This is a genomic window from Methylobacterium sp. CM6247, assembly GCF_054817925.1.
On record NZ_JBTXKX010000003.1, the window covers coordinates 421,422 to 446,489 of the forward strand.

At 67.4% G+C, this 25,068-nt stretch carries 26 protein-coding genes; 13 read left to right on the top strand and 13 right to left on the bottom strand.

From position 1 onward, the window contains the following. Positions 1–164 precede the first annotated feature (164 nt). Complete coding sequence (locus tag ACYQOP_RS02835) at positions 165–1,670, top strand: exopolysaccharide biosynthesis polyprenyl glycosylphosphotransferase (RefSeq protein ID WP_246747704.1); 1,506 nt, start codon at positions 165–167, stop codon at positions 1,668–1,670. An 18-nt stretch (positions 1,671–1,688) separates the two neighbouring features. On the opposite strand, the gene ACYQOP_RS02840 is transcribed toward ACYQOP_RS02835, so the two are convergent. Beyond that, positions 1,689–2,183: a Fur family transcriptional regulator gene (locus ACYQOP_RS02840; RefSeq protein ID WP_056431852.1), complete on the bottom strand. Its 495-nt coding sequence runs from the start codon at positions 2,181–2,183 to the stop codon at positions 1,689–1,691. Between the two features lie 134 nt (positions 2,184–2,317). Here ACYQOP_RS02840 and ACYQOP_RS02845 point away from each other — a divergent pair, with 134 nt between their 5' ends. From ACYQOP_RS02845 to ACYQOP_RS02855, 3 genes are read left to right on the top strand one after another with little or no spacing between them, the layout of a single operon-like run. After that, a complete protein-coding gene (locus ACYQOP_RS02845; RefSeq protein WP_280136573.1) occupies positions 2,318–2,449 on the top strand; it encodes a hypothetical protein in 132 nt (43 codons plus the stop codon). Positions 2,450–2,451: 2 nt separating this feature from the next. Then, positions 2,452–3,315: a metal ABC transporter ATP-binding protein gene (locus ACYQOP_RS02850; protein WP_461221063.1), complete on the top strand. Its 864-nt coding sequence runs from the start codon at positions 2,452–2,454 to the stop codon at positions 3,313–3,315. 38 nt (positions 3,316–3,353) lie between these two features. Beyond that, positions 3,354–4,178 (top strand): metal ABC transporter permease, encoded by an 825-nt coding sequence (locus ACYQOP_RS02855; protein WP_461225170.1) that lies wholly within the window; start codon positions 3,354–3,356, stop codon positions 4,176–4,178. 120 nt (positions 4,179–4,298) lie between these two features. Here ACYQOP_RS02855 and ACYQOP_RS02860 read toward each other — a convergent pair whose 3' ends face one another. After that, positions 4,299–4,901, bottom strand: coding sequence for an exopolysaccharide biosynthesis protein (locus ACYQOP_RS02860; RefSeq protein ID WP_280136572.1), 603 nt, complete (start codon positions 4,899–4,901; stop codon positions 4,299–4,301). Positions 4,902–5,289: 388 nt separating this feature from the next. Here ACYQOP_RS02860 and bcsS point away from each other — a divergent pair, with 388 nt between their 5' ends. Then, positions 5,290–5,991 (top strand): cellulose biosynthesis protein BcsS, encoded by a 702-nt coding sequence (bcsS, locus tag ACYQOP_RS02865; protein ID WP_461221064.1) that lies wholly within the window; start codon positions 5,290–5,292, stop codon positions 5,989–5,991. A gap of 3 nt (positions 5,992–5,994) precedes the next feature. Here the strand turns inward: bcsS and ACYQOP_RS02870 are convergent, their stop codons facing one another. Both ACYQOP_RS02870 and ACYQOP_RS02875 read right to left on the bottom strand, forming a co-directional pair. Continuing rightward, positions 5,995–7,545, bottom strand: coding sequence for a cryptochrome/photolyase family protein (locus tag ACYQOP_RS02870; RefSeq protein ID WP_461221066.1), 1,551 nt, complete (start codon positions 7,543–7,545; stop codon positions 5,995–5,997). Beyond that, entirely contained in the window at positions 7,542–8,276 is a 735-nt protein-coding gene (locus ACYQOP_RS02875; RefSeq protein ID WP_461221068.1) for an SDR family NAD(P)-dependent oxidoreductase, read from the bottom strand. Before ACYQOP_RS02875 ends, ACYQOP_RS02870 begins: the two co-directional genes overlap by 4 nt. A 114-nt stretch (positions 8,277–8,390) precedes the next feature. On the opposite strand from ACYQOP_RS02875, the gene ACYQOP_RS02880 reads away from it, so the two are divergent. Together ACYQOP_RS02880 and ACYQOP_RS02885 are read left to right on the top strand one after the other, a co-directional pair. Continuing rightward, complete coding sequence (locus tag ACYQOP_RS02880) at positions 8,391–9,257, top strand: formyltransferase family protein (RefSeq protein WP_056431836.1); 867 nt, start codon at positions 8,391–8,393, stop codon at positions 9,255–9,257. 12 nt (positions 9,258–9,269) lie between these two features. Continuing rightward, entirely contained in the window at positions 9,270–9,431 is a 162-nt protein-coding gene (locus ACYQOP_RS02885) for a DUF2256 domain-containing protein (protein ID WP_419951096.1), read from the top strand. Here ACYQOP_RS02885 and ACYQOP_RS02890 read toward each other — a convergent pair whose 3' ends face one another. The 4 genes from ACYQOP_RS02890 to ACYQOP_RS02905 are packed head-to-tail and all read right to left on the bottom strand — an operon-like array spanning position 9,432 to position 12,104. Further along, positions 9,432–10,025, bottom strand: a complete 594-nt coding sequence (locus ACYQOP_RS02890; RefSeq protein WP_461221069.1) for a nucleotidyltransferase family protein — start codon at positions 10,023–10,025, stop codon at positions 9,432–9,434. Next, complete coding sequence (locus ACYQOP_RS02895) at positions 10,018–11,058, bottom strand: molybdopterin-binding protein (RefSeq protein ID WP_461221070.1); 1,041 nt, start codon at positions 11,056–11,058, stop codon at positions 10,018–10,020. The genes ACYQOP_RS02890 and ACYQOP_RS02895 overlap by 8 nt, the downstream gene beginning before the upstream one ends. Next, positions 11,055–11,771, bottom strand: coding sequence for an XdhC family protein (locus ACYQOP_RS02900; RefSeq protein WP_461221071.1), 717 nt, complete (start codon positions 11,769–11,771; stop codon positions 11,055–11,057). Before ACYQOP_RS02900 ends, ACYQOP_RS02895 begins: the two co-directional genes overlap by 4 nt. Before the next feature lie 9 nt (positions 11,772–11,780). Then, positions 11,781–12,104, bottom strand: coding sequence for an XdhC family protein (locus tag ACYQOP_RS02905; protein WP_056432390.1), 324 nt, complete (start codon positions 12,102–12,104; stop codon positions 11,781–11,783). A 265-nt stretch (positions 12,105–12,369) separates the two neighbouring features. Between ACYQOP_RS02905 and ACYQOP_RS02910 the strand changes: the two genes are divergently transcribed. Further along, positions 12,370–13,506, top strand: a complete 1,137-nt coding sequence (locus ACYQOP_RS02910) for a branched-chain amino acid ABC transporter substrate-binding protein (protein ID WP_461221072.1) — start codon at positions 12,370–12,372, stop codon at positions 13,504–13,506. Between the two features lie 323 nt (positions 13,507–13,829). Beyond that, complete coding sequence (gene infA / locus ACYQOP_RS02915; protein ID WP_018045296.1) at positions 13,830–14,102, top strand: translation initiation factor IF-1; 273 nt, start codon at positions 13,830–13,832, stop codon at positions 14,100–14,102. A 176-nt stretch (positions 14,103–14,278) separates the two neighbouring features. On the opposite strand, the gene parC is transcribed toward infA, so the two are convergent. Next, positions 14,279–16,531, bottom strand: a complete 2,253-nt coding sequence (gene parC, locus ACYQOP_RS02920; protein ID WP_461221073.1) for a DNA topoisomerase IV subunit A — start codon at positions 16,529–16,531, stop codon at positions 14,279–14,281. A 53-nt stretch (positions 16,532–16,584) separates the two neighbouring features. Next, a complete protein-coding gene (recO, locus tag ACYQOP_RS02925; protein ID WP_461221075.1) occupies positions 16,585–17,325 on the bottom strand; it encodes a DNA repair protein RecO in 741 nt (246 codons plus the stop codon). A gap of 196 nt (positions 17,326–17,521) precedes the next feature. Here recO and ACYQOP_RS02930 point away from each other — a divergent pair, with 196 nt between their 5' ends. The 3 genes from ACYQOP_RS02930 (at position 17,522) to putA (ending at position 22,654) form a co-directional block, all read left to right on the top strand. After that, a complete protein-coding gene (locus ACYQOP_RS02930) occupies positions 17,522–17,914 on the top strand; it encodes a hypothetical protein (protein ID WP_461225173.1) in 393 nt (130 codons plus the stop codon). Between the two features lie 58 nt (positions 17,915–17,972). Then, positions 17,973–18,689: a gamma-glutamylcyclotransferase gene (locus ACYQOP_RS02935; protein WP_461221076.1), complete on the top strand. Its 717-nt coding sequence runs from the start codon at positions 17,973–17,975 to the stop codon at positions 18,687–18,689. A 221-nt stretch (positions 18,690–18,910) separates the two neighbouring features. Continuing rightward, entirely contained in the window at positions 18,911–22,654 is a 3,744-nt protein-coding gene (putA, locus tag ACYQOP_RS02940; protein WP_461221077.1) for a bifunctional proline dehydrogenase/L-glutamate gamma-semialdehyde dehydrogenase PutA, read from the top strand. A gap of 166 nt (positions 22,655–22,820) precedes the next feature. Here putA and ACYQOP_RS02945 read toward each other — a convergent pair whose 3' ends face one another. From ACYQOP_RS02945 to ACYQOP_RS02955, 3 genes are all read right to left on the bottom strand, one after another. After that, entirely contained in the window at positions 22,821–23,255 is a 435-nt protein-coding gene (locus ACYQOP_RS02945) for an MEKHLA domain-containing protein (protein WP_056431803.1), read from the bottom strand. 14 nt (positions 23,256–23,269) lie between these two features. Continuing rightward, a complete protein-coding gene (locus tag ACYQOP_RS02950; RefSeq protein WP_461221078.1) occupies positions 23,270–23,614 on the bottom strand; it encodes a hypothetical protein in 345 nt (114 codons plus the stop codon). A gap of 194 nt (positions 23,615–23,808) precedes the next feature. After that, positions 23,809–24,579 carry an SDR family oxidoreductase gene (locus ACYQOP_RS02955; RefSeq protein WP_461221079.1) on the bottom strand — a complete coding sequence of 257 codons (771 nt, stop codon included), beginning with the start codon at positions 24,577–24,579 and terminating at the stop codon, positions 23,809–23,811. Between the two features lie 99 nt (positions 24,580–24,678). Between ACYQOP_RS02955 and ACYQOP_RS02960 the strand changes: the two genes are divergently transcribed. After that, positions 24,679–25,068, top strand: a complete 390-nt coding sequence (locus tag ACYQOP_RS02960) for a winged helix-turn-helix transcriptional regulator (RefSeq protein ID WP_207410098.1) — start codon at positions 24,679–24,681, stop codon at positions 25,066–25,068.

Genomic DNA, 25,068 nt, shown 5'->3' on the forward strand with positions numbered 1-25,068 from the left:
GCACGACAATTCCTCAAGTGACCGCCCCTCCGGGCGAGGCGGCAGTTCCGGCACGGCGCCACCGGGTCCGAGCTTTGCGGACCTGGCAGAGATAAGGTTGGCCGGACGGGATACTGACCCGTTCTGGCACGATCCTGGTCTCCCTTCGGTACACGGCGTCCCAGATGTTCCAGCAACGTCTTCCCGAAATCTACGAGAGCCTGCCCTCGGCTCAGAGCGCTCGGCGTGATGCCTGGGCGGCGGTCCTTCCGCGACGGTGGGGAGGTACGCTCCGGTTCGGCCTGTCCATGGCGTTAGCCGCCTCCGACCTCGCGGCGATCATCGTCACCGCCTATCTGGTAGAGGCGATCTACTACGAGTTCGCGTTCGACCAGCAGATCACCACGGGAATGACCGGGAGCTTCCAGCTGGGGGCCCTGGTGGCCGTCTTCGTACTTCTGACCAATCTCGTTCGCGACGAGTACAGGATCGAGACCCAGCTCACCCAAGGCCCCCATCGCCGCCGCATGGCGAGCCTCTGGCTGGCCGCCTGGGCGATCGTTCTCGTCGTCGGCTTCGCGACCAAGACCACGACCGAGTTCTCGCGCGCCACGGCCATCGGTTTCTTCCTGGCCGGTCTGCCGGCCCTCTACCTGTCCCGTCTCGTCGTCGTGGGCCTGATCCGGCAGACCACAAGCCCGAGCTCGCCGTCGATCAATCGCATCCATCTCGTCGGGTTCGAAGATGACATCGCCAGCTTCCACGCCAATAACGACGCAGAAGCCCTGAACCTGCGCGTGGTCGGAACCAGCTACCTGCGGCGGGTCGATCCACGCGAGGACGCCTCGGTGCGCCAGAGCCAGATGGCGGAGGATCTCGACCTCGCGGTGTCGGTGGTGCGCTTCCTGCGGCCCGACGACGTCTTCATTCTGGTTCCCTGGACGGATGCGGCGGATATCGAGCGTTGCACCGAGGCGTTCCTGCGCGTGCCGGCCGCCCTCCACCTACGTCCCGGCTCGGTGATGGACCGTTTCCCTGATCTCAAGCTCGCGCGGGTCGGGCGGCTGTCGGGCATCAATATCGGGCGCCGGCCGCTCAGCTTCACCGAGATCGCTTTGAAGCGCGGCCTCGACATGGTCCTCGCCGCCATCGCGCTGCTCCTGCTCGCACCGCTGCTGGCGTCCATTGCCCTGCTGATCAAGCTCGACAGCCCCGGGCCGGTCTTCTTCCGCCAGCGCCGTTACGGCTTCAACCAGCAGGCGTTCGGCGTGTTCAAGTTCCGCAGCATGAAGACGGAGCAGAACGCCGTCTTCCGACAGGCGACCCGCCACGATTCACGGATCACCCGGATCGGCGCCATCCTACGCCGGACGAACCTCGATGAATTGCCCCAGCTCATCAATGTCCTAATGGGGGAGATGTCCCTGGTGGGTCCGCGTCCTCACGCCCTCGCCCACGATCGCAGCTTCGAACGGCGGATCGCCCAATATGCCCGTCGCCACAACGTGATGCCCGGCATCACCGGCTGGGCACAGGTGAACGGTCTGCGCGGCGAGACCCTGACCGATCTCGACATGGAGCGGCGCGTGAACCACGATCTGCATTACATCGACAATTGGTCGGTCTGGCTCGACATCCAGATCATGATCCAGACGGTCGTCTCGCGCAGGGCCTATCGCAACGCCCGCTGAGCCCCATGCATCGGGTCGCTATGGGCTCGGCTCACGACCGGAGCAGGAACCGCATTCGCCCTCGACTTCGAGAATCCGGCTCGAGGGCTTGAAGCCGGCCTTCGCCAAAGTCCTGTCGAGCTGGTCGTCCACTTCCGGCGAGGTCGTCTCGTCGATGCTGCCGCAGGTCCGGCAGATCAGGAAGACGAGCCCGGCACCGTCCCCGTGCTGGTGGCCGCAGGAGACGAAAGCGTTGCGGCTGGCGATGCGGTGGACGAGGCCGTTCTCGGTGAGGAAATCGAGGGCACGGTACACCGAGACCGCGGCGACCCGGCGCCCCTGCCCGCTGAGACGCTCCGCGATGTCATAGGCACCGAGCGGCTTCGCCTCGGACGCCACCGCCTCGAGGACGTCCCGCCGCAGCCGCGTGAATTGCAGGTCGCGCTCGGCGCAGAGACGCTCCGCCCGTGCGAGCGTGTCTGTGGCATTGCCGCAGCAGGCGGCATGCTCGTGGACGGCACTATGGTCGTGCACGCCATCCTCCCCTGATCGCCGGTCGATATGGTCCGGCACGTTGAACTGATGCGATGTTACAGTGTATCAGCACCAGAGATAGTTCGCCGCCCCCGTTCGGACAAATCTGGCCCTTTCCTGGTACCCGAACCGCTGTGACGCGTCCTCCCCAGATCAAACCCTCCCCCCGTCGTTCCCTGTTCCAGGCCGGGGCCGCCTCGCGACTGGTCCTCGCCGCGATCCTGTCCGGGCTGGTCTGGGGGGCGATCGTCTGGGCCATGGGATAACGATGACACACGCCCCCGCTCCGCCCGGCGCCATCGCCTTGCGTGGTTTGACGCTCGGCTACGATCGCCATCCCGCCGTGCATCATCTGGACGGGATTATTCCCGCCGGAGCCCTTCTCGCGCTTGTCGGTCCCAACGGCGCGGGAAAATCGACCCTGCTCAAGGGGATCGTCGGTGAAATCCGCTGCCTCGACGGACGGATCGACCGGCCCGGTGGTGCCGATGCCATCGCCTACCTGCCCCAGGCCGGCGAGATCGACCGCAGCTTTCCGTTGAGCGTCCTCGATCTGGTGGCGATGGGACGCTGGCGGCGCCTCGGCTTCTGGCGCAGCGCGCTCCCTGACCGCCGGACGCTGGTCAGCGCCCTCTCGGCCGTGGGCCTCCTCGGCTTCGAGGACCGGCTGATCGGCACCCTGTCCGGCGGTCAGTTCCAGCGCGCCCTGTTCGCGCGGCTCATCGTCCAAGACGCTCGCATCATCCTCCTCGACGAGCCGTTCACCGGGATCGACGGGCGCACCACGGCCGATCTGATCGCCCTGATCCGCGGATGGCATGGGGAGGGACGCACCATCGTCGCGGCCCTGCACGACCTGCATCAGGTCAAGGCACATTTTCCAACGACGCTGCTACTGGCCCGCGAGCCGGTGGCCTGGGGCGCCACGGAGACGGTGCTGACCCGGGAGAACCTCGCGCGCGCGCAGGCCCTGTCCGAGGCCTGGGACGAGGACGCCGCCATATGCGGGCGCGGCGACGGGCATCACCACGCACCACCCCCTTCCGAAGGCGGGGACCTGCATGATCACTCTCACGATCATCCCCATGGTCACGCGCACGATCATCGTCACGACCACGGACACGCCGCGTGATCGATCTCCTGTTTGGTCCCTTCATCGAGTTCGGCTTCATGCGCCGGGCGCTGGCCGGCTGCTTCGCCCTCTCTCTGTCGGCCCCGCCGGTCGGGGTTTTCCTCATGCTGCGGCGCATGAGCCTGATGAGCGACGCCATGAGCCACGCGATCCTGCCGGGGGCGGCGGTGGGCTTCCTCGTTGCCGGCCTGTCCCTGCCGGCCATGACCATCGGGGGCCTCGCCGCCGGTCTGTTCGTGGCACTGCTCGCCGGCATCGTCACCCGGACGACCTCGATCAAGGAAGATGCGAGTCTCGCCGCCTTCTACCTGATCTCCCTGGCGGCCGGCGTATTGCTCGTCTCCCTGCGCGGCTCGCAGATCGATCTCCTGCACATCCTGTTCGGGACGGTTCTGGCCCTCGACGACCCGGCGCTGCTGCTTCTGGGCGGGATCGCTACGGTGACGCTGTTCGCCCTCGCTGCGCTCTACCGCCCCCTCGTCATGGAATGTGTCGACCCGCTGTTCCTGCGCACGGTCAGCCGTGCCGGCGGGCCGGTGCATTACGCCTTCCTCGGCCTCGTGGTGATGAACCTCGTGGGAGGCTTCCAGGCGCTTGGGACATTGCTCGCGGTGGGGCTGATGCTGCTGCCCGCCATCACCGCGCGGTTCTGGGCCGCCGACCTGTCGGGCCTGATCCCCATGGCGATGCTGGTGGCGATGGTGTCGAGCTTCGCGGGCCTCACCGCCTCGTATCGCGCCGACCTTCCGACCGGCCCGGCGATCGTCCTGGCGGCGGGAAGCCTCTACCTCGCCTCGCTCCTGTTCGGACCGAGAGGCGGCCTCGTCTGGCGCCTGTTCAAGCCGCGCCACCTCGAAGGCTAGCACCGGACCTCGATGAGCCCGACTCATCGAGGTCCGCCCGCGCGACTGCGCGGCGGCGGCCGTCCGCCGGACCTCCCTGATCCCGACCATGGGTCGGGGTCAGGGATACCTGATAAAAGTCTACACGCTGAAGAGGCTCATGAGGCCCGAGACGATGGCGTAGACGAAGCCGGCGTTCAGAAGCACGCCGACGGCACCGACGCCGAGACCCATGACGACCAGCAGGCCATCCCGCTCGACGAGGCCAAGGCCGACGAGGCAAATGGCCAGACCGAGGGGGATCTGTCCCACAAGAGGCGCCGCCACCACGAGGGCGAGCGACAGGGTGAGGAGGATCAGCCCTACCGTCCGCATGCCGAGGCCGGTCTCGAACAGGCTCATGCGCGGACGCGACCAGCGTTCCAGGCGCCGGAGCAGCGGCACCGCTCGCTTGGCGGCCCGCTCAACGTCGCTCCGGGCGATCGAGCGGCTTAGGAGCGCGCGGGGCAGCCAAGGCGACGACATCCCCGCCGTGATCTGAACGGCCACGAGCAACAGCAGCAGGCCGCAGACCAAGGGGATCGGCGGGGGCATCGGCAGGCAATTTGGCAGGCCGAGGATGACGATGAGCAGGGCGAAGGCACGGTCCTTCAGCACCGCGACGATGTCGCCGATGGTCAAGCGATCCGTCTCCTGTGCCGCGAGCACCGTGAGAACTTCGGACGTTCGAGCAGCTGGTGACAAGAAACTCGGCCTTTGGCGACGGTCCTGCCGCGGGCTCTATCCTAGTCCCCGCCCGACGCCAACCGAATCAGCTTTGACCTCCATGCGGCATCGCGGGTCCACCATTGCCGAGGCGGACCGAACATACCGGCAGATCGACCACGGACACCCCGCAACCTAAAATTAAGAAAATACATCCTGAAGTTTTATCAAATAGAACAAAAGCAAAACGGCGCTTGTTCGCAAATCGGCTTGGGTGGCCTACGCGCACGACCCACAGTCCAATATTCACGAACCAGTACAACTTCTCATAGGATGTCGTACATTTGCCCTCCGGTAATACGGAGCGAGAAGGGACGTGGGACGACCGGCCAGATCGACGAGACGATCACTGCATTCGGCTCATCCGATGCTCATGTGCTGCGCCGCACTCTGCTGTGGCCTTGTCTCGAACCCGGCTCAAGCGGAAGATGGCTCGATCTCGGCACTGATCTTCGGCAGCCTCGATGCCGGAGCATCCCCCTTCATCACGGCGGGCGCGAAGATCACGTTCGACGGGCGCGATCGGGACGGCTTCGCTATCCTCGCGAGCGGCGGCGCAGGGGCGAGGGCCGAACGCGGCCCGACGATACGGGGCATTTCCACGGATCAGACCCGCCTTACGGCGCTCGGAGCTGTGCTTGCCGGATACCAATGGTTCCGCGATTGGGGCGTGGTCGCCGCTTTCGCTGGTCCGGAGGGAAGCATCGAAGTGGAGCGGAACGTCGTCGGCACGCTGGTTCTGCCCGACCGCTACGGCATCAGGCTGCACGGGGAGGTCTGGGCGCGGCCGACGCAAACCACTCTTCTCACCGCCACTGCGATCCTCGGCTCGACACGCCAGAGCGCCTGGGGCCGGCTCGCCTGGGGTCATGGCCTGTGGGGGACCTATCTCGGCCCGGAGGCTACCTTCTATCTGGATGGAAGCGGCTACTCGAAGTTCGGGATCGGTGTCCACGCCACCGACTTTCGCATCGGCGACGTGAGTTTCCGCGCCTCGCTCGGCTACCAGACCGAAGCCGATGGCGGGGGAAGCCCCTATGTCACCCTGGCCGTCTGGCAGCCCTGGTGAGATTCAGGGCGGGGCGGGACGCATCTCCGGGCCGGCCAGGAAGCGGGCCGCGTCAGTCGTGATCTCCTCCCGTCGCTGCTCGCCCAATCCGTCGAGGGTACGGTAGGGCATCGCCATCCTCGGGTTCCCCGCTAGGCGATCCGCGTTCTCGATGAGGAAGTTCCAGTAGAGGTAGTTGAACGGGCAGGCACTTTCGCCGGACTTGGCAGCGACGTCGTAGGTGCAGCCCCGGCAGTAATCCGACATCCGGTTGATGTAGGCGCCCGAGGCCGCATACGGTTTCGAGCCCATGACGCCGCCATCGGCCCACAGGACCATGCCGTGGACATTGGGCAACTCCACCCATTCGTAGGCATCGGCATAGACCACGAGATACCATTCCTCCACCTGCGCCGGTTCGATACCGGCCAGCAGGGCGAAATTGCCCGTCACCATCAGCCGCTGGATGTGATGGGCGTAGGCATGGGCCCGCGTATCGGCGACGCATTGCGCAAGGCAGTTCATGCGCGTCTTGCCCGACCAGTAGAACCAGGGCAGATCACGCTTGGCGCCGAGGGTGTTGGTCTCGGCATAGGCCGGCATCCTGGCCCAGTAGAGCCCCCGGACGTATTCGCGCCATCCGAGGATCTGGCGGATGAAGCCCTCGACGCAGTTGAGCGGCGCTGCTCCCTCGTCATAGGCGCGGGCCGCTTCCCGGCAGACCTCCCCCGCCGTGAGCAGGCCCGCATTCAATGCCGGCGAGATCAGCGCATGGTAGAGAAACGGCGCGCCCGACTTCATCGCATCCTGGTAATCGCCGAAACGCGGAAGACACTCGGCCAGGAAGTGCTTCAGAGCGACGATGGCGTCGGCGCGGGTGACGGGCCAGCGGAAGGCATCGAGATCGCCGAAATGCCCGGCGAACCTGTCCGCGACCAGGGCGATGACCTCGGACGTGATCGCATCGGGCGCGAAGCCCGGGCGTTCCGGGGGGCGGTGCCCGCGTGGCAATTTCTTCCGGTTGTCGTGGTCGAAGTTCCACTGACCGCCGATCGGCTCACCGTCCTTCATCAGGAGGCCGGTGCGCTTTCTCATGCCGCGATAGAACGTCTCCATCCGCAAAGCGTGCCGTCCCTCGGCCCAGCGTGCGAAATCCGCGCGCGGGCAGAGGAAACGGTTGTCTTCGCGAAGCTCCACGGGCATCGGCAGGTCATCACGCCAGCCCTGCATCATCTCCCAGACGCGCCACTCGCCGGGCTCGGTGACGACGATCCTGTCGGGTTCGTGCCGCGCGACCGCTCGCTGGAGTTCTCCGGTGAACGAGCCGGTAGTGCCCGGCGCATCGAGGCGCACATAGTCGACGGTGATGCCCTCGGCCTCCAGATCGGCCGCGAAATGGCGCATCGCCGAGAACAGGAAAGCGATCTTCTGCTTGTGGTGGCGGACATAGGTCGCCTCCTCCCACACCTCGACCATGAGAACGATGTCGGAGTGCGGGTCGAGATCGGTGAGCGAGGAAACGCGGCGGTGAAGCTGATCGCCGAGAACGAAGCGGAGCGTGCGTTGGTGGGTCACCCCTTCGTACGCAGGGCCGAGCGGCCGCCATCCGCGCCGATGATCTGGCCGGTGATCCACCCGGCTTCCGCCGAGACGAGGAAGGCGGCGAGCGCGCCGATATCGTCCGGCGTGCCCAGGCGCTGGAGGGCGTGCATGGATGCGATCCCGGCGGCCAGCGTCTCGTTGCCGGTGATCGGGGCGGCGAGCGGCGTGCGCGTCAGCGAGGGGGCGACGACGTTGATCCGGATCTGAGGGCTGAGTTCGGCGGCGAGGGACAGGGCGAGACCCTCGACCGCTCCCTTCGCCATGGCGACAGAGGCATGGGCCGGAAAGCCCTGTGCCACCGCCACGGTGGAGAACAGGACGACGCCCGCCCCTGCCTCGCCTGCACCAGCTTTCAGCGCCGGCGCCGCGGCCTGGAGAGCGAGAAGTGCGCCGAGGGCGTTGAGCTTGAAATCCGTCACCGCGTCGTCGGCGGTCAGCTTGGCCAGCGGCTTCAGGTTGATCGTCCCGACCGCGTAGACGAGGCCTGCGAGCAAACCGCCCGCTTCCTGCGTCACCGTGGTGAAATGGGCGGGGTCAGTGACGTCGCCGGCCGTGAAGGTCGTGTCTCCCAGACGGGCGGCGGCGTCTTCGAGGCGCTGGGGATCCCGTGCCGCGAGATGGAGCGGGATACCGCGCTTACGCAGGGCCTGCGCCGTGGCCATGCCGATGCCGCCGGTTCCGCCGTAGATCACAACCCGGTTCATGACCGCTCCCATTCCCTGCCGGATCGGTTAGGTAAGGCGGATCATGCTGCCGTGGAGCCTGTGAGGCCCCATCCGTAGAGTCGCACGTCTCGCAACCACGCCCCGGGGATGTTCATGAAGTTTGCCTTCGCCGGCATCGATTTCCTCGGAGGCGTTTTCGAAGCGCTGGTGGAAGCCGGATGGACTCCGATCAAGCTGTTCACCCGGCCCTGCGACGGGCTCTACGATCACAACGAGGCGGTCGTGGCCCAGAGCCGCCGACATCGCATCCCGATGCAGCTTTCCCGGATCAAGCTCGCGGATCTCGATGCCCTGACGCAGACCCACGGGACGGACTGGGCCTTGGTGGTGGCCGGTTACCCCTGGCTTATCAAGGGCTGGCGCAACCGGGCCGCTTACGCCCTGAACTTCCATCCCTCGCCCCTGCCGGTGGGGCGCGGCCCCTATCCCCTGTTCAAGGCGATCACCGATGCACGCGACAGCTGGGGCGTGACTGCGCATGTGCTGGCCGAGGAGGGGTTCGATACAGGCGACATCCTCGCGCAGGAGACCTTCGCGATGGCGCCGCAGGAGACCCATGAGACCCTGTTGGCCCGATGCCAGATCGCCGCCCGGCGGCTCGCCTCGGGACCGATCGCGCGTGACCTGCCGGCGCGCTGGCAGGCGGCCCAGCCCCAGGGCGAAGGCTCCTACTGGGCCCGTGCCACCGATGCGGACAGGACCCTCGATTTCCGTACCGACGTCGAGGCGATCCTGCGGCGGATGCGGGCCTTCGGCACCATCGAGACCATTGCGCGGCTGGGCGACAACTCCATCTTCGTGGCGGCGGCGGAGGGCTGGCGCGAGCCGCACCGCCATGCGCCGGGAACGATCGTCCACCGCTACCGCCGCCACGTGGTGATCGCCGCGCGCGACGGCTTCATCCAGATCACCCGCTGGAGCCCGGTCGCCGTCGCGGATGTCGGGCAGCTCGGGCGATAGGACAAAAATCCTATGCCACGCATGCGCAAGAAGGCGGATTTGCCCACCAAGGTCTGCGCCGCCTGCGGCAAGCCCTTCGCTTGGCGCAAGAAATGGGAACGTGTCTGGGACGAGGTCCGCTACTGTTCCGACCGGTGCCGGAACGAGGCGAAGCGGTCGGGCAAGGCCTCCTGATCAAGCACCGGCGGCAGCGATCAGGGCGGCCTGCGTGTCGATGTCGAAGGTGACGGCGGCATCCATCTCCCATTCGGCGATGTCCGTCCGCGCCGCGAGGAGACGGCCGGCACCCTGGTCACCGGTGAGCGAGGCGAGGTCGGGCGCGAGGAGCGCGCGATTCAGGAGAACCGGGTTTCCGCGCACGCCGAGATGGACCGGGACGATGGCGGCGGGCACCGGATCGGCAGCCAGGAAGGCGGCGGCCAGGGTGGCGAGGTGGGACGGCCGGACACGCGGCATGTCCCCCAGCATCACGATGAGTCCGGCGGGCTCCGGCAGGGCGTCGAGCCCGCACCGCAGGGAGGTCGACAGCCCGTCCGCATAGGCCGGGTTGTCGATGAACCGCAGGTCGAGGCCGGCGAGTGCCTGCCGGATTGCTGCGCCATGCGCGCCAATTACGACCGCCACGGGCCCGAGTTTCGCCGCGACCGCTGACTCGGCCGCGTGGCGCACGAGTGGCTTGCCGTCGAGGGTGCCGAGCATCTTCGACGCTTGGCCGAAACGCGTCCCCCGCCCGGCGGCGAGGAGGACGATGCCGATCCGATCAGGCATCGTCCGCCATACCCTCGTCCAGCGCGCTTTCCTCGCCTGATCTAGGCTGCGGACGGGACACGATCTCCATGAGCAGGCCTCCGACACCGAGCCCGACGATATCGGCCCGGCTGACGACGAGGCCGGCGAGAAGGCGGTGGAGAATCCAGTCGAACCCGTTCTCTGCGGGCGAGCGCGCGCATCCCGGCGCACCGATGACCGGGACGTCGCCGATACGGCCGACCAGAAGCAGGTTGCCGGGATCGACGGGCATGCCGAAATGCTCCACCTCACCGCCCGCCGCCTCGATACCGGCGGGGATGACGTCGCGCCGGTCGGCGATGGCCGAAGCGCCGAACACAACGACGAGATCGGCCTCGTCGGGGGCGATGGTCTGGCGAAGGGCGGCGGCCATGGCACCGGCCTCGTGCGACACCCGGATATCCGAGACGATCCCGGCCCCGGTCGGCGCCAGCCGGCGCTCGAGGTTGCGCAGGGTCTTGGCGATGGTGGTCTCCTTCAGCCCCGGCAACAGGGTCGAGACGACGCCGACCCGGCGGCGGCGATAGGGGATGACCGTCAGTGCCTCGGGCGTCGCGATCCCACACGCGCGCTCAAGGGCGGAAGCCGAGACGGCGTAGGGGATGATCTTGACGGTCGCCACCATCTCGCCGGGGATGACAGGCCGGAAAGGCAACAGGGTCGCTAGCGTGATCGCCTCGTCCACCCCGTTCACGGCGTCGATGACGGCGCGGTCGATCATCAGAAGGCCCGGCACCTCCGCGTGGAGATTGCAGCGTCCCGTGAAAGCGGGACTTGCCGAAAGGCCAGCCCCCGCGACCCGGCCGGCGAGGCGGGCGGCGGCCTCGTCCTCGCCGACATCGCCCGCCTCCAGGGTCACCGCCACCACACTGTCGAGGCCGGCCTCACCGAGACGGCGCGCATCCTCACTCCCGATCGGCCGCCCCTTGCGGACGATCACATCGTCGGCCCGCAGAGTATGGGCCGCGATGAGCCCCGCGGCTTGCGAGATCGCGACCGAACCGAACTTCACGCGGGAACTCCGGGTTTGGTAGCGCGCGGATCGGCGCCGCGCAGGGTGGAGACGACCTGCGCCAGGATGGAGACGGCGATCTCGGCCGGGCTCACGGCACCGATATCGAGGCCGATCGGCGCCTCGATCCGCCCGATCTGTTCCGACGAGAACCCCGCCTGCGACAAGCGTTCGACCCGCGCGGCATGGGTCTTTCGCGAGCCGAGGGCGCCCACATAGAAGCACTCGGCCTTCAGGGCCGCGATCAGCGCGGGATCGTCGATCTTCGGATCGTGGGTCAGGGCGGCGACGGCACAATAGCGGTCGAGGGGCGGCACGGGGCCTGCGAGGGCTTCGTCCGGCCAGAGCGGCACGAGGGAAACCTCAGGAAAACGCTCGGGCGTGGCGAAGGCCGTTCGCGGGTCGATGACGCTTACCGAAAGGTCGATCGCCGCCGCCATCGGGCACAAAGCCTGACTGATATGCACTGCCCCGATGAGGACGAGCCGGACCTTGGGAGCCTGGACGGTGAGGAAGAGCTGCCGCCCCTCCACCTCGACGAGGCCGCTCTTTCCCGAGGCGAGGCGCCGCGCCAGGATGTCGGCGAGGGGATCGGCCGGGATCTCGGCCTCGCGGACCACACGCTGGCTGCCGTCATCGAGGTCGGTGACGAGCAGCGCGGCGCGGCGCGCGGCGCGCTCGGCATTGAGGGCACGGAGAGAATCGAGTTGCATGGCGCCGCTTCAGTCGATGCGTTCGACGAAGACGCGGATGCGCCCGCCGCAGGACAATCCCACCCGCCAGGCGGTCTCGTCGGCAACGCCGAACTCGATCACCCGCGGCCGTCCATCGGAGATGGCATCCAGTGCCTCGGTGATGACGGCCCCCTCGACGCAGCCGCCAGAGACCGAGCCGAGGAAGTTTCCGCCCTCGTCGACGACGAGGTGGCTGCCGACCGGGCGAGGCGCGGAGCCCCAGGTCTCGACGACGGTGGCAAGCGCCACGCCGCGCCCGCTACGGCGCCACGACTCGGCCGCGTTGAGGATATCGGTTTCGGTGGAGAGCATGGGACACTCCGCGCGCTGCGCGTCTTCGAGCATGACGGCACTCACGCAACGCCGCCTCGGGGAGATAAGCTCCGGCGCGGATGGCACAATGCGGAGGCGAAGCCCATGCCATGCCTGCCGGACGTCCCATCTCCGAAACGTGCGGACGAGCACGGAGGAGGCGTCTCGTCGCCGGGGCGCACGCGCGCTTCAGGCCGCGCCAAATCCGCTGGCGCGCGCTATGAAGATCGGGCCCTCTACTCGCCAATCCTCCGGGCCCCGTTCCATGAGACCCTTTCTCCCCTCGGCCGCACTCGCTGTGCTTGCCCTCTCACCGTCCGGCGCCGTGGCGCAGAACGCCGCGCAGGCGCCGATCCGGATCGGGCTCTCGCTTCCCCTGACCGGGCCTGACGCCGCCTTCGGGCAGGGCCTCCGGGCAGGGGCCGAACAAGCGGTGGCGGATCTCAACCGCGCGACGGGAGCCTCGGGCCGGAAGCTTGCTCTCGTCGTTGCCGACGATGCCGGCGACGGCAAGCAGGGGCTGGCCGTCGCGCGGAAATTCGCCGCCGATCGCGTGCCCCTCGTTATCGGGCCGCTGAATGCCGCCGTGGCCGCATCGGCGCTGCCGGTCTACGAGGAAGCGGGGATCGTCGCCGTGACGGTCGGCATCGCCTGGCCCGCCTTGACCACGCGTGGAGCCTGGAACGTCTTTCGCCTCGGCGGCAGCGATGCAGAGCAGGGGCCGATCGCGGCGGGCTATCTCCTCGAGCGTTTCAGAGGGCGGCGTATCGGCCTCGTCCATGACAGGAGCACGTTCGGTCGGGGTCTCGTCGACGACGTCGCTCGCAGTCTCAAAACGAATGGACAGGCGGAGAGCGCTTTCGAAAGCCTCGGCCGCGGCGACAAGGATCTCTCCGCCCTCGTCGCCCGCCTGAAGCGCGCCCGGATCGAGGTCGTTTATTTCGGTGGCCTTGCGCCGGAAGCGGGGCTGCTGATCCGTTCCCTGCGGGAAGCGGGTCTGGCCATTCCCCTCGTCGGCAGCGATGGACTGCTCGACAAGGAGTTCGCCGCCGGGGCCGGTCCCGGCGCCGAGGGGACCGTGATGACCCTTGCCCCCGAACCGCGAAAGCTGCCGGAGCCCAAGGGAGCGGCGGCCAAGCCGAGGAGTCCGGAGGCCGACATGGTCGCGGCGCAGGGCTATGCCGCCGTCGAGCTCCTCAGACAGGCCGTCGAGCAAGCCAAATCGAATGAGGGCCGCAAAGTCGCGGCGTTCCTCCATGGCGGTGCGCCGCTGAAGACCGCCCTTGGCGAAGTCGCATTCGACGACAAAGGCCAGACCAAAGCGCCCGGCTACCAGCTGCAGGTCTGGAGGAAGACCCCCGACGGCCGTATCGACTACGCCGGCAATGTCGTGACGCCCTGATCCGGGCGAAAAGTGGCGCCTTGCCGCCAACCCGATGAGGCAGCTGTCGCCTCGGATTGGGACGAGCCGAGAGGATGACCGGGCAGTTGAAGCACCAACGAAGATTTCCCGGTCTCAGGACAGGATGTGCTTTTCTGTCGACGGGATACCGTTCACGGCGGTAAAAGCTTGCTTACGGAACGCGCGAACATTATGTCTCGCCGACGCTCGCCGGTGTTGCGCATCCGATGGGATCGGACCCGCCGCCCGCAGCGTTTTGCCGAACGGCTATGTTTTTGGTGTCCCGGAATGCCCCGTTCTGGCGTTCCGGCTGGAGAGTGTGGATGGCGAAAGAAGAGTTGATGCAGTTCGACGGTCTCGTGATCGAGATCCTGCCGGACGCACGCTACCGCGTGCAGCTCGACCAGGGCCACGAGATCGTGGCCTACACGGCCGGCAAGATGAAGAAGAACCGCATCAAGACTCTGGCGGGCGACCGTGTCACCGTCGAGATGTCGCCCTACGATCTCGAGAAGGGCCGCCTCGTGTTCCGTCACAAGGACGAGCGTTCCTCCGGTCCGCGCCCGCCGATCCGCGGCCAGTTCCGCCGCCGCTGAGCCTTACGAAAAAGGCGGCCCCTGCTTCGAATATGCCGGGCCACCCGTAGGCAAAGCTATCTCCCCGAAGGTGCCGTCTCGTTTTGCGAGATCGCTCCTGCGGTCTTGGTCCCGGGGATACGCTGAGCGGTCCCGGAACACCCGAGACCCCACAGAATCTCGCCCCTCCCGGACACCTACCTCCCGAACCGCTCGAATTTCGGGAAGCTGCGGGTCATCAGAGTGCCGGCCTCGGCCCGGTGGCCCATCCACTTCTCCAGCAGTGCCGCGTTGGCGAGTCGCTCCTGACCGGCACTGTCGCGCCAGGGCAGGCCCTCGGCCAGGGTGAAGACATGGGCGTCGGTGAGCGTGCTCTGGCGGCAACGCTGCAGGCGCACCCCCTTGCCGCGCGACAGTTCCGGCAATTCCGACAACGGGAAGACCAGCAATAGCCGGTCGGCGCTGCAGACGGCGACATGATCGCCACTGCTGGCAGGCACGAGCAGCATGGCCTGGGCCGGCTCGTCGAGCCCCATGATGCCCTTGCCCTTGCGGGTATTGGCCACCAGCGCGTCGGCGGGGGCGAGGAAACCGCGCCCATCCGAGCCCGCGATCAGGAGCTTGCCGCTTGGCTGATACGGCAAGGCGGCGACGATCTCGGCGCCGTCGTCAAAATCCACCATCAAGCGGATCGGGTCACCGAAGCCGCGTCCGCCCGGAAGCTTCGCCGCTTCCAGGGTGAACACCTTGCCGTTGGAGGCCAGGACCAGGATCTTCGCCGTAGTCTCGCTGAGGAACGAGATCTTGAGGGCGTCATCGCCCTTGAAGGCGACGCCCGACAGATCGGCCACATGCCCCTTGAGGGCGCGGATCCAGCCCTTGGCCGAGACGATGACGGTGATCGGCTCGCGCTCCACCATGGCGGAGGTGAAATCGATCCCGGCGGTGTCGGGCGGGTTCTCAAGGGTGGTGCGACGAGCTCCGATCTTGGTCTCGGGCCCGAAGGTCTTCTTCACCGCCCGGATCTGCTTGGTGATGTCCGACCATTGCATCTTTTCGGAGCCGAGCAGTTCCTCGATCCCGTCCTTCTCCTTGGTCAGCGTATCGAGTTCGCGCTTGAGCTCCATCTCCTCCAGCTTGCGCAACGAGCGCAGGCGCGTGTCGAGGATGGCGTTGGCCTGGAGTTCGGTGAGTTCGAACCGCTTCATCAGGGACGGTTTCGGCTCGTCCTCCTCACGGATGATGCGGATCACCTCGTCGAGATCGAGATAGACGATGAGAAGGCCGCCGAGAATTTCGAGGCGGCGTTCGATCTGCCCGAGGCGGTGGCGCGAGCGGCGTTGGAGGACGACGCGGCGATGGTCGAGCCATTCGCGCAGGGCCTCGGCGAGCCCGATCACGCGCGGGACGAGACCGCCCACCAGGACGTTCATGTTGAGGGGGATGCGGGCTTCGAGCTCGGTGAGCCGGAACACGGATTCCATGAGGATCACCGGGTCGACGCTGCGCGAGCGCGGCTCCAGCACGACACGGACGTCCTCCGCCGATTCATCGCGCACGTCGGCCAGCAGCGGCAGCTTCTTCTCCTGCAGCAGCTCGGCCAGCTTCTCGATGAGCCGGGCCTTGGGAATGCCGTACGGAATCTCGGTGACGACGATGTTCCAGGTGCCGCGCCCCGTATCCTCCTTCGCCCAGCGAGCCCGCACGCGAAAACCGCCGCGCCCGGTACGGTAGGCCTCGGCGATCGACTCGGCACTGTCGATCAGAATACCGCCGGTGGGAAAATCGGGCCCTTTCACGAAGGTGAGGAGCTGGGCCGACGTCGCCTCGCGATGGCCGATGAGATAGAGCGCCGCGTCGCAGAGTTCGGCCGCGTTGTGCGGCGGGATCGAGGTGGCCATGCCCACCGCGATGCCCTGGGAGCCGTTGGCGAGCAGGTTCGGGAAGGCCGCCGGCAGGACGATGGGCTCGTCCTTCTCGCCATTGTAGGACGGCCGGAAATCGACCGTGTCCTCGTCGATCCCGTCGAGGAGCAGGCGCGCCACCTCCGTCAGCCGCGCCTCGGTGTAGCGATAGGCGGCGGGGCCATCTCCGTCGATATTGCCGAAATTGCCCTGGCCATCCACCAGCGGATAGCGCTGCGCGAAATCCTGTGAGAGGCGCACCAGCGCATCGTAGATCGCCTGGTCGCCGTGGGGATGGAAATCGCCCATCACGTCGCCGACGATCTTCGCGCATTTCTTGAAGGCGGTGTTCGGGTCGAGCCGGAGCAGCCGCATGCCGTAGAGGATGCGCCGATGCACCGGCTTGAGGCCGTCGCGGGCATCGGGCAACGCGCGGTTCATGATGGTGGAGAGCGCATAGGCGAAGTAACGCTCTTCGAGCGCCGACTTCAGTTCGACGCTCTCGATACCGTCGGATCCCGACGGTGGATCGAAGGGCTGGCCCATGACGAACTCCCGGGCCGGACATGGCCCATATCAGAACATAACGAGAACGGAACTTAATCGCTCTGCGTCCCCAACGCAACGAATCGCGCCCGCTCTGCCGGAGGGGCGATGGCGCGGGGTCCCCAGATGTGCTGGTCGAGGAAATACCCCGTCAAGGTAAATCCATTGGCTACATCTCTCTCGTCCGGCGAGATGGAGCCGCCCCGGCCCTTCTCCCGCTCGAGAAGGAAGCCCGGCAGAGCCAGCAGCCTGTCCCGGAAGGGCTCCCCGGCCGAGGCGCTGACAGCCCGCCCGGTCCTCGGCGAGACGTAGACCAGCGCATCGTTGCCGCCCGTGGCCGCGCAGGCGGTGAGATCGAGGCCGAAGCCGAGCTCGGCCAGGATCGCGAGCTCGAACCGTACCATCAGGAGGGGGGCGATCACCCGGTCGTCGAGATGGGCGATGAGCACGCGGGCCGCCTCGTAGAGAGCGGAATGGGAATCGCGCTCGGGCAGCAGACGGAGAAGCGCCGCCATATGGGTCACTCCGTAGAGGGCGAGCCCCGAGCCCATGAGCCGCGCCGCCGAAGATTCGAGGGGCTCCACCGCGAAGGCGCCGAGGCTCTCGTCGAGACGCGCGCGCCAGGTGAGGCGAACGTGGTTGCCGGTCTGGAGCACCGGCTGCATCCGCCGCGAACGCCCCCCATGGACGAGGCCGAGATGGCGGCCGTGGCACGCGGTCATGACTTCGAGGACGATTCCCGTCTCGCCCTGCTTGCGCAGCCCCAGCACCACGCCGTCATCGGTCCATTGCATGGCCCTCTCATTAAGGCGTGGCGAATGCGTTGGAAACGGGCCGACGGCATCGAGAAACGCGCTGGATTGTGGTGATCCATATATTCCCGCGCAGCGTGTCAAACGCTACGCTTCGGGTTCCGCCGTTAGGTGCTCCCCTCCCATGGTACTCTCCCGACATGGCATCGCCCGTAACGGCCCGTTGCTGCCGCGATCCATGGTCACTGTCGCGGCGATGGCATTCCTCGCCCTCACGCTCGCTGGATGCGGGCGGCGTGAACCGGCTCCCGCTGCCGTTGCCAGCTTCACCATGCGCGAGCGGGTGGCCGCCCTGGCACTTCGCCAGAGCGGCTTCGGTTCGATCTCGGTGATCCCGGTCCGTTTCGAGCACAGCCGCATCGCGGGACCGTTCCAGGACGACGGACGCACGCTCTACTGTGTGTCCGCCAGGATGATGGGCCGCCGCTTCCTCAAGGGCGAAAAAGCCAAGGTCGTCATTCGGGAGGAGGCCGGCAAGCTCAGCATCCTCGAGGATGTCGAGGAGGTCTGCGAGGGCCACCGGACGGAGCCGTTCAAGGAATTGGAGGCAATCGGGAATGTGAGCGGTTGACGACCATCCCGCGCCGGACGGGTTGCCCGGACAGACCGGTGATGCTCCGATACCAACCATGCGGCATCGCCCCCTTTCGCTGACCCTCGACCTCATCGCCCGTGCCCATCCGACTCCGGTCGCCGACGATGCGAGCGCCCTGCATCTCATCAGCGATCTCGACCTCGCGCCCGGCCTCGACAGGATGCTCCGGCACCGGCCGACGGAGAATGGAGGGCTCTGGGTGTTCGGCTACGGTTCGCTGATCTGGCAGCCGGAATTCGCCGTGGCCGAGCGGCGCGTCGGCACGGTGAGAGGCTATCACCGGCGCTTTTGCCTGCTGCAGCGGCGGTTTCGCGGGAGCCGCGAACGGCCGGGCCTCGTCCTTGCCCTCGACCGGGGCGGCATCTGCTGCGGAATCGTGTTTCGCCTGAGGGGATCGGATCCGGTCGAGACCCTGATGCCGGTCTGGCGCCGGGAGATGCGCGGCGGAGGCTATGCGGGACGCTGGGTCGTCGTCGAAACCCCGACCGGGCCGGTCAGCGCCCTGACCTTCGTCGTCAATCGCGCCAGCGACCGCTATACCGGGCGCCTCGCGGAGGAGGAGATCGCCGACCGGATCGCCACCGGCGCAGGGCATCTCGGCCCGAGTGCGGAATATCTGTTCCGCACGGCACAGGCCTGCGCGGATGCCGGCATTCTCGACGACCATCTCTGGCGCTTGCAGCATCTCGTGGCCGAGCGCCTGGAGGCCGCGTATCGACAGCAAGCGGAGCTGCGCGTCGCCACGCGGTAACGGGTCCCTCCTTCCCGCATCGCTGATTTCGAGGTGGAAGAGAGGGCCGGCGACCCGCCCGGAAACTACGCAGGCGCGGCCTCGTTGGTCTGCATCGGCAAGGTCGCTCCGCACAGGTGTGCACGGGCGAATTCCGGTGCATCTTCCATCGAGGAGATGCCGGATATCGGTGATCGCCCGGGGGCAGCAGCGGGAAGGCTTCGACCCATGAGCCTCATACCATGAGCAAATGCCCACCTCCGACGCCGCTGCCGCCCGATCGTAGGCTGGCTTTCTCTGAATTCGAGGGTCCCGCCGCGCCGCTCGGAGCGCTCCGGGCCAGGGTCCGCGCCGCCCATCGCCGTTCCGAATCCCAATGCGTCGCCTCCTTGATGGCGGAAGTGCATCAAAGTCCGTCGGAGGATGCCGCGGCGACGCATCTGGCCGGGCGCCTCGTCGCGGCCTTGCGCGAGAAAGGCGCCCGCGGGCCCGTCGAGCAGCTGATGCGCGAGTTCAGCCTGTCGAGCGCCGAAGGCGTCGCCCTGATGTGCCTCGCCGAAGCACTTCTGCGCATTCCGGATACGGCGAGCCGCGACGCCCTCATCCGCGACAAGATCGGACATGGCGATTGGCGGTCGCATCTCGGCCATCCCACCTCGCTGTTCGCCGGTGCAGCCGCGTGGAGCCTCGCGCTGACGGGGCGGGTGGTCGGCGTCGAGGACGAGGCCGGCCTGACGGCGGCGCTGACGGGCGTCCTGCGTCGGGCGGGCCAGCCGGCCATCCGCATGGGTGTCGATCTGGCGATGCGGATGCTCGGCGGCCAGTTCGTCACCGGCCGCAGCATCGCCGAAGCGCTCCGCAATAGCCGGCAGAAGGAGGAGAAAGGCTTCCGCTATTCCTATGACATGCTCGGCGAGGCGGCGGTGAATGCAGTGGATGCCGCCCGCTATAGGGCGGATTATGCCGGCGCCATCGCGGCGATCGGTATGGCCTCGGCCGGGCGCGGTCCTCTCGATGGGCCGGGCATCTCGGTCAAGCTCTCAGCGCTGCACCCGCGCTATGCCCGTGCCCAGCGCAAGCGGGTGATGGACGAGTTGCTGCCGAGGCTGACGGACCTCGCCCTCGCGGCCAGCCGCCACGATGTCGGGTTCAACATCGATGCCGAGGAGGCCGACCGGCTCGACCTCTCCCTCGATCTCCTCGAAGCCCTGGCGATGGACGAGCGTCTTGCCGGCTGGGACGGGCTCGGCTTCGTCGTACAGGCCTATCAGAAGCGCGCGCTCCCCGTGCTGGACGTCGTCATCGATCTCGCACGGCGGAGCGGACACCGCCTCATGGTCCGCCTCGTCAAGGGCGCATACTGGGATTCGGAGATCAAGCGCGCCCAGGTCGATGGGCTCGACGGTTTCCCGGTCTTCACCCGGAAGCTCCATACCGACGTGTCGTACCTCGCCTGCGCGCGGCGGCTTCTGGCGGCCGGAGACGCGGTATTCCCGCAATTCGCGACCCACAATGCCCGCACGCTCGCCGACATCGTCGCCATGGCGGGGGAAGATTTTCAGCCCGGCGACTACGAGTTCCAGTGCCTGCACGGCATGGGCGAAGCGCTCTACGAGGAGGTGGTCGGCGGCGCGATCCTCGACCGGCCATGCCGGATCTATGCGCCGGTGGGCTCGCACGACACGTTGCTCGCCTATCTCGTCCGGCGCCTGCTGGAGAACGGAGCAAACTCCTCCTTCGTCAACCGGATCGCCGATCCCGCCGTGACGGTGGGCAAACTCGTCGCCAACCCGCTGGAGCTGGCCCGCCGGGTCGTACCGCCGGGATCGGGCCATCCGGGGATCGCCCTGCCGCGCGATCTCTTCGGCCCGAGCCGCGTGAATGCGCGCGGCCTCGACCTGTCCGACGAGGACGTGCTCGCGTCCCTCGGTGCGAGCCTGCGGGCGGGTGCGGGGACACCCCGCCTGTGTCGGCCCGTTCCGACGGATGGGTATGACGGCACGAAACGCGCCGTACTCAACCCCGCCGACCGGAACGACATCGTCGGCCATGTGATCGAGGCGGAGGCGGAGATCGTCGACGCCGCCATCGCACGTGCGACATCAGCCTTCAGCGCCTGGGAGACGACGGCGCCATCGCGGCGGGCCGGTATCCTGAACGCGGCGGCGGACCGGATCGAGGCGCGGCGTGACGCGTTCCTCGGGTTGCTGATCCGGGAAGCCGGCAAGACCCTCGCCGATGCCGTCGGCGAGATCCGCGAGGCGGTGGATTTCCTGCGCTATTACGCAGCGCAGGCAGCGGGATTCGATCCCGCGACTCATCCGCCCCTTGGCGTCGTCGCCTGTATCAGCCCGTGGAACTTCCCCCTCGCCATCTTCATCGGTCAGGTCGCGGCGGCGCTCGCCGCCGGCAATGCCGTCCTCGCCAAGCCAGCCGAGGAAACGCCCTTGGTGGCCGGGCTCGCCGTGGAGATCCTGATCGAGGCGGGAATTCCGGACGGCGTGCTCGGTCTCTTGCCGGGAGACGGTGCGATCGGCGCGCGCCTCGTGGCCGATCCTCGGGTCCACGGCGTGCTCTTCACCGGCTCGACCGATGTCGCCAAGGCGATCCAGGCCGAACTCGCCAGGCGGCTCGGACCGGATGGACGGCCGATTCCGTTCGTGGCCGAGACGGGTGGCCAGAACGCCATGGTCGTCGATTCCTCCGCCCTGCCGGAGCAGGTCGTCGCCGATGTGGTGATGTCGGCCTTCAATTCCGCCGGCCAGCGCTGCTCGGCGCTTCGCGTGCTCTGCCTTCAGGAGGAGGTGGCCGACCGCATCCTCGCCATGCTCGAAGGCGCCATGGCCGAACTGACGATCGGCAATCCTGACCGGCTCGCCACCGATATCGGGCCGGTCATCAGCGAGGCTGCGCGGGAGGTGATCGAAGAACATGTGGCGCGGATGCGGGAGCGCGGCCACGCCGTGCATCGGGTCGCGCTGCCGCCCTCCCGCGCGACCGGCCATTTCGTTTCCCCGACCCTGATCGCCATCGACAGTCTCGACGACCTGTCCGGCGAGGTCTTCGGCCCCATCCTCCACGTCCTGCGTATCAGGCGCGACGATCTCGGCCGGATCGTCGATGCCATCGCCGGGACCGGCTACGGCCTGACCTTCGGCGTCCATAGCCGGATCGACGCTACCGTCTCGCGCCTCGTGGACCGGGTCCATGCGGGCAACATCTACGTCAACCGCAACCTCATCGGGGCCGTCGTCGGCCTTCAGCCCTTCGGCGGCGAAGGCCTGTCGGGGACGGGACCGAAGGCCGGCGGACCGCTCTATCTCCACCGCCTCCTGGCTTCGGCGCCAGCGAAGACCGGCCTCGTCCGGCGGCCCGCCGCCATGCCCGAGGCGCTGGCGTCCCTGCGCGACGCCCTGTCGGCGGCGGGCAGGGAGAGGGAAGCGGCGCGCTGCGACGCCTATGCCGAACGGAGCCTCCTCGGGCTCGACATCGCCCTGCCCAGCCCAGTGGGCGAGAGCAACCGCTACAGCCTGCATCCGCGCGGCACGGTGCTGTGCCTGCCGGCCAGCGGAACCGGGCTGTTCGCACAGATCGCGGCCTGCCTCGCCACCGGCAACGCGATCCGGCTTCAGATGCCTGCCGCCTTGCGACCTGCGCTCGATATGCTGCCCGGCGCCCTGCGGCGCCAGTTCGACATCTCGGCCAAGGCGGAGGCGATGGGCTGCGCGGCGATCCTGGTCGAGGGCGGGGCGGATGCGACCCTCGCGGCAACGCGGAGAGCCGCCGCGCTGCCGGGCGCCATCATCCCAGTCCTCGCCGTGTCGCCGGACGAACTGGAGAAAGGAGCCGACGATTACTCGTTGGAATGGCTTCTCCGGGAGCGCAGCGTCAGCATCAACACCGCGGCGGCAGGCGGCAATGCCGCCCTCATGACCCTCGGCGAGGATAGCGATGCGATCACGGTCCCGCCCGCCACCTCATCCTGAAGTGCCGAAGCGCAGCGAAGGCCTCGAAGGAGCCCCCGGCTCGCGTAGCGGGTTCTGGAGCCCTCCTTCGAGGCGGCTATCGCAGTGCCTCAGGACGAGGTCGTGGAAGTGAAGAAAAACGTCACGGTCTCCGCTCGTCGATACCTGTCGAACCAAGGGAACCCTCTCAGACAGAAAAGGTCGCGGCCTGTCCGTGCAGCAGACCGGTCTCATCCACGAGTTGCCAGACGATGGCGTCGCGGATCGGGAAGCGGGTTCCGTCCTTGCGGATGCGGATGCCGGCATAATTGGCGACGAACCCGTCACGGGTGACGGCGTCGAGCAGGCGCTGACGCTCGGCGCGTTCCGGGGCCTCGGCCGAGAAGCGAGAGGGTAACCCGATGAGCTCGTCCTTCTCGTAGCCGAAGATGCGCAGAGCGGTCAGGTTCGCATAGATGAAACGCGGGTCCTCTGCTCCATCATGGGCCAGGACCGCGAAGGGGGCCTCGGCATGGAGCCAGGCCGCGTCGCCCCCAGACTCGGGCACCAGCGACCGGCCGACGGCACGGCGGAAACTCCCGGTCAGGAGCGTATGGAAACCGGGATCGTTGCAGACATCCACGTCAGGCACCTGTGTCAGCGGGAGGCCGAGGGCCGCTCGAACCGGGCATAGGCGGCCAGGACGAGGTAAGCGACGACGCTGCCGAACGCGGCTGCGACTGCCTTCACGAGGAAATCGCTCAACCGCGCATGGCGGGTCGACGACAATTCCTGGCCGAATTCGAGGAGGCCGGCCACCGCCATTCCGGTCATGAGCCCGAGATACCAGCGCTTGGGATAGGCCAGGATCAAGAGGAAGCCGAACAGGGCGTATGCGCTCATCCGCTCGACATTCGCCGAGGTGACGACCGGCCGGAGCCCGATCGGCGACAGCGTCACGAAGACCAGGATCGCGAGGATGACGAAAACCGACAGGCGCAAGAGAGTTCTCGTCATCGAAGCGTGCCACCGAACCGCAACGCCAGCTTGCGTCATGCCGGGTCTTGTTGGGCAAGCACCGGGTCCAGCCTGATCTCGACCATGCTGAAGGTATTATTAAGACGCGGTTACGCGGCGGATGTTTCCCGCCGCGTCTTTCCGATCGGCAAGCCGGCTCGCATGGCCGCTGCGGAGCGTCAGTGCTGCTCCGCGCGCGCCGTGTTGGCGACGTCGTTCAGGGTAGCCAGGGTCTGCTCGAACCGCTTCTCGCTTTCCGCGAAGCGCAGGAATCCCACGCGTTCCACCAGGATTTCCGGCGGGGTCGGCTGCGTCGCGAAGAGCATCATTACTTCGTCCATGAATTCCCCGAGGGGCATATATCCCTCCCGCGTCGACTGGCCGGGCGTGAGTTCCGTCTGCACGGCGGGCGGCACGAGCTCGATGACCTCGACCCTGCCCTTTAGGGCGTCCCGCAGGCTGACCGTGTAGGAATGGATCGCCGCCTTCGTCGCCGAATAGGTCGGGGTCGAGACGAGTGGCACGAAGGCGAGGCCCGACGAGACGTTGACGACCGCCGCGTCCGGCCGGGTCGCCAGATGGTCGATCAGCGCGTTGGTGAGGCGGATCGGCCCCAGCAGGTTGGTGGTCACCATCGCCTCGGCATCCGCCAGATCGCGGGACCGGGTGAGATCCTCGAACAGCATGATCCCGGCATTGTTGATCAGGACGTTCAGGTCGGGATGGGCGGCGATCACCGTCGCGGCGAAAGCGTCTATCCCGGCCTTGTCCTCGACATCGAGCACATAGCCGACCATGCCGGGATTGGCCTCCGTGACCGCATCGAGCCGATCACGGCGGCGGCCGGCGATGATCACCGTGTTGCCCTGGGCCTGGAAACGCTCCGCCAGTTCGCGGCCGATCCCCGATGCGCCGCCGGTGATGAGAATGGTGTTGCCGCTCGTCTTCATGGGACATCCCTCCTGGTTGTCCCAAACAGATGCCGCGCCTACTCTCCGATGGGTAGAAGGCACCAAAAAGATTTGTACTTACCAAAAGGAGAGCGTGACATGGCGGCCCCGCCCCCACCCGCCGACGCGGATCCGCGCGTCGAGGCGCTGGTCCACGACCTGATCGGCCGCGTCGCCGATAAATGGACGATGCTGGTCCTCGAAATCCTGGAAGAGAGGGGCGAGCTTCGTTTCACCGAACTCAGCCGCTCGATCGGCACGATCAGCCAGAAGATGCTGACTCAGACTCTCCGCCACATGGAGCGGGACGGATTGGTGATCCGCACCGTGCATCCGGTGGTGCCGCCCAAGGTGGAGTACCGGCTGACGGAACTCGGCCAGAGCCTCGGCGCCGCCTTCTGCGGCGTGTGGATCTGGGCCGAGCAGAACCTCGCGGCGGTGGAGACGGCGCGCGAGACGTTCGACGGGCCCCTCCCCTCGGGAGGCTGA

Excerpts from the sequence above, each read along its gene's own strand:
- ACYQOP_RS02835 (WP_246747704.1), top strand. The coding sequence starts at position 165 with ATGTTCCAGCAACGTCTTCCCGAAATCTACGAGAGCCTGCCCTCGGCT.
- ACYQOP_RS02850 (WP_461221063.1), top strand. The coding sequence starts at position 2,452 with ATGACACACGCCCCCGCTCCGCCCGGCGCCATCGCCTTGCGTGGTTTG.
- ACYQOP_RS02855 (WP_461225170.1), top strand. The coding sequence starts at position 3,354 with ATGCGCCGGGCGCTGGCCGGCTGCTTCGCCCTCTCTCTGTCGGCCCCG.
- bcsS (WP_461221064.1), top strand. The coding sequence starts at position 5,290 with ATGCTCATGTGCTGCGCCGCACTCTGCTGTGGCCTTGTCTCGAACCCG.
- ACYQOP_RS02875 (WP_461221068.1), bottom strand. The coding sequence starts at position 8,276 with ATGAACCGGGTTGTGATCTACGGCGGAACCGGCGGCATCGGCATGGCC.
- ACYQOP_RS02880 (WP_056431836.1), top strand. The coding sequence starts at position 8,391 with ATGAAGTTTGCCTTCGCCGGCATCGATTTCCTCGGAGGCGTTTTCGAA.
- ACYQOP_RS02885 (WP_419951096.1), top strand. The coding sequence starts at position 9,270 with ATGCCACGCATGCGCAAGAAGGCGGATTTGCCCACCAAGGTCTGCGCC.
- ACYQOP_RS02890 (WP_461221069.1), bottom strand. The coding sequence starts at position 10,025 with ATGCCTGATCGGATCGGCATCGTCCTCCTCGCCGCCGGGCGGGGGACG.
- ACYQOP_RS02900 (WP_461221071.1), bottom strand. The coding sequence starts at position 11,771 with ATGCAACTCGATTCTCTCCGTGCCCTCAATGCCGAGCGCGCCGCGCGC.
- ACYQOP_RS02905 (WP_056432390.1), bottom strand. The coding sequence starts at position 12,104 with ATGCTCTCCACCGAAACCGATATCCTCAACGCGGCCGAGTCGTGGCGC.
- ACYQOP_RS02910 (WP_461221072.1), top strand. The coding sequence starts at position 12,370 with ATGAGACCCTTTCTCCCCTCGGCCGCACTCGCTGTGCTTGCCCTCTCA.
- infA (WP_018045296.1), top strand. The coding sequence starts at position 13,830 with ATGGCGAAAGAAGAGTTGATGCAGTTCGACGGTCTCGTGATCGAGATC.
- parC (WP_461221073.1), bottom strand. The coding sequence starts at position 16,531 with ATGGGCCAGCCCTTCGATCCACCGTCGGGATCCGACGGTATCGAGAGC.
- recO (WP_461221075.1), bottom strand. The coding sequence starts at position 17,325 with ATGCAATGGACCGATGACGGCGTGGTGCTGGGGCTGCGCAAGCAGGGC.
- ACYQOP_RS02930 (WP_461225173.1), top strand. The coding sequence starts at position 17,522 with ATGGTCACTGTCGCGGCGATGGCATTCCTCGCCCTCACGCTCGCTGGA.
- ACYQOP_RS02935 (WP_461221076.1), top strand. The coding sequence starts at position 17,973 with ATGCGGCATCGCCCCCTTTCGCTGACCCTCGACCTCATCGCCCGTGCC.
- putA (WP_461221077.1), top strand. The coding sequence starts at position 18,911 with ATGAGCAAATGCCCACCTCCGACGCCGCTGCCGCCCGATCGTAGGCTG.
- ACYQOP_RS02955 (WP_461221079.1), bottom strand. The coding sequence starts at position 24,579 with ATGAAGACGAGCGGCAACACCATTCTCATCACCGGCGGCGCATCGGGG.
- ACYQOP_RS02960 (WP_207410098.1), top strand. The coding sequence starts at position 24,679 with ATGGCGGCCCCGCCCCCACCCGCCGACGCGGATCCGCGCGTCGAGGCG.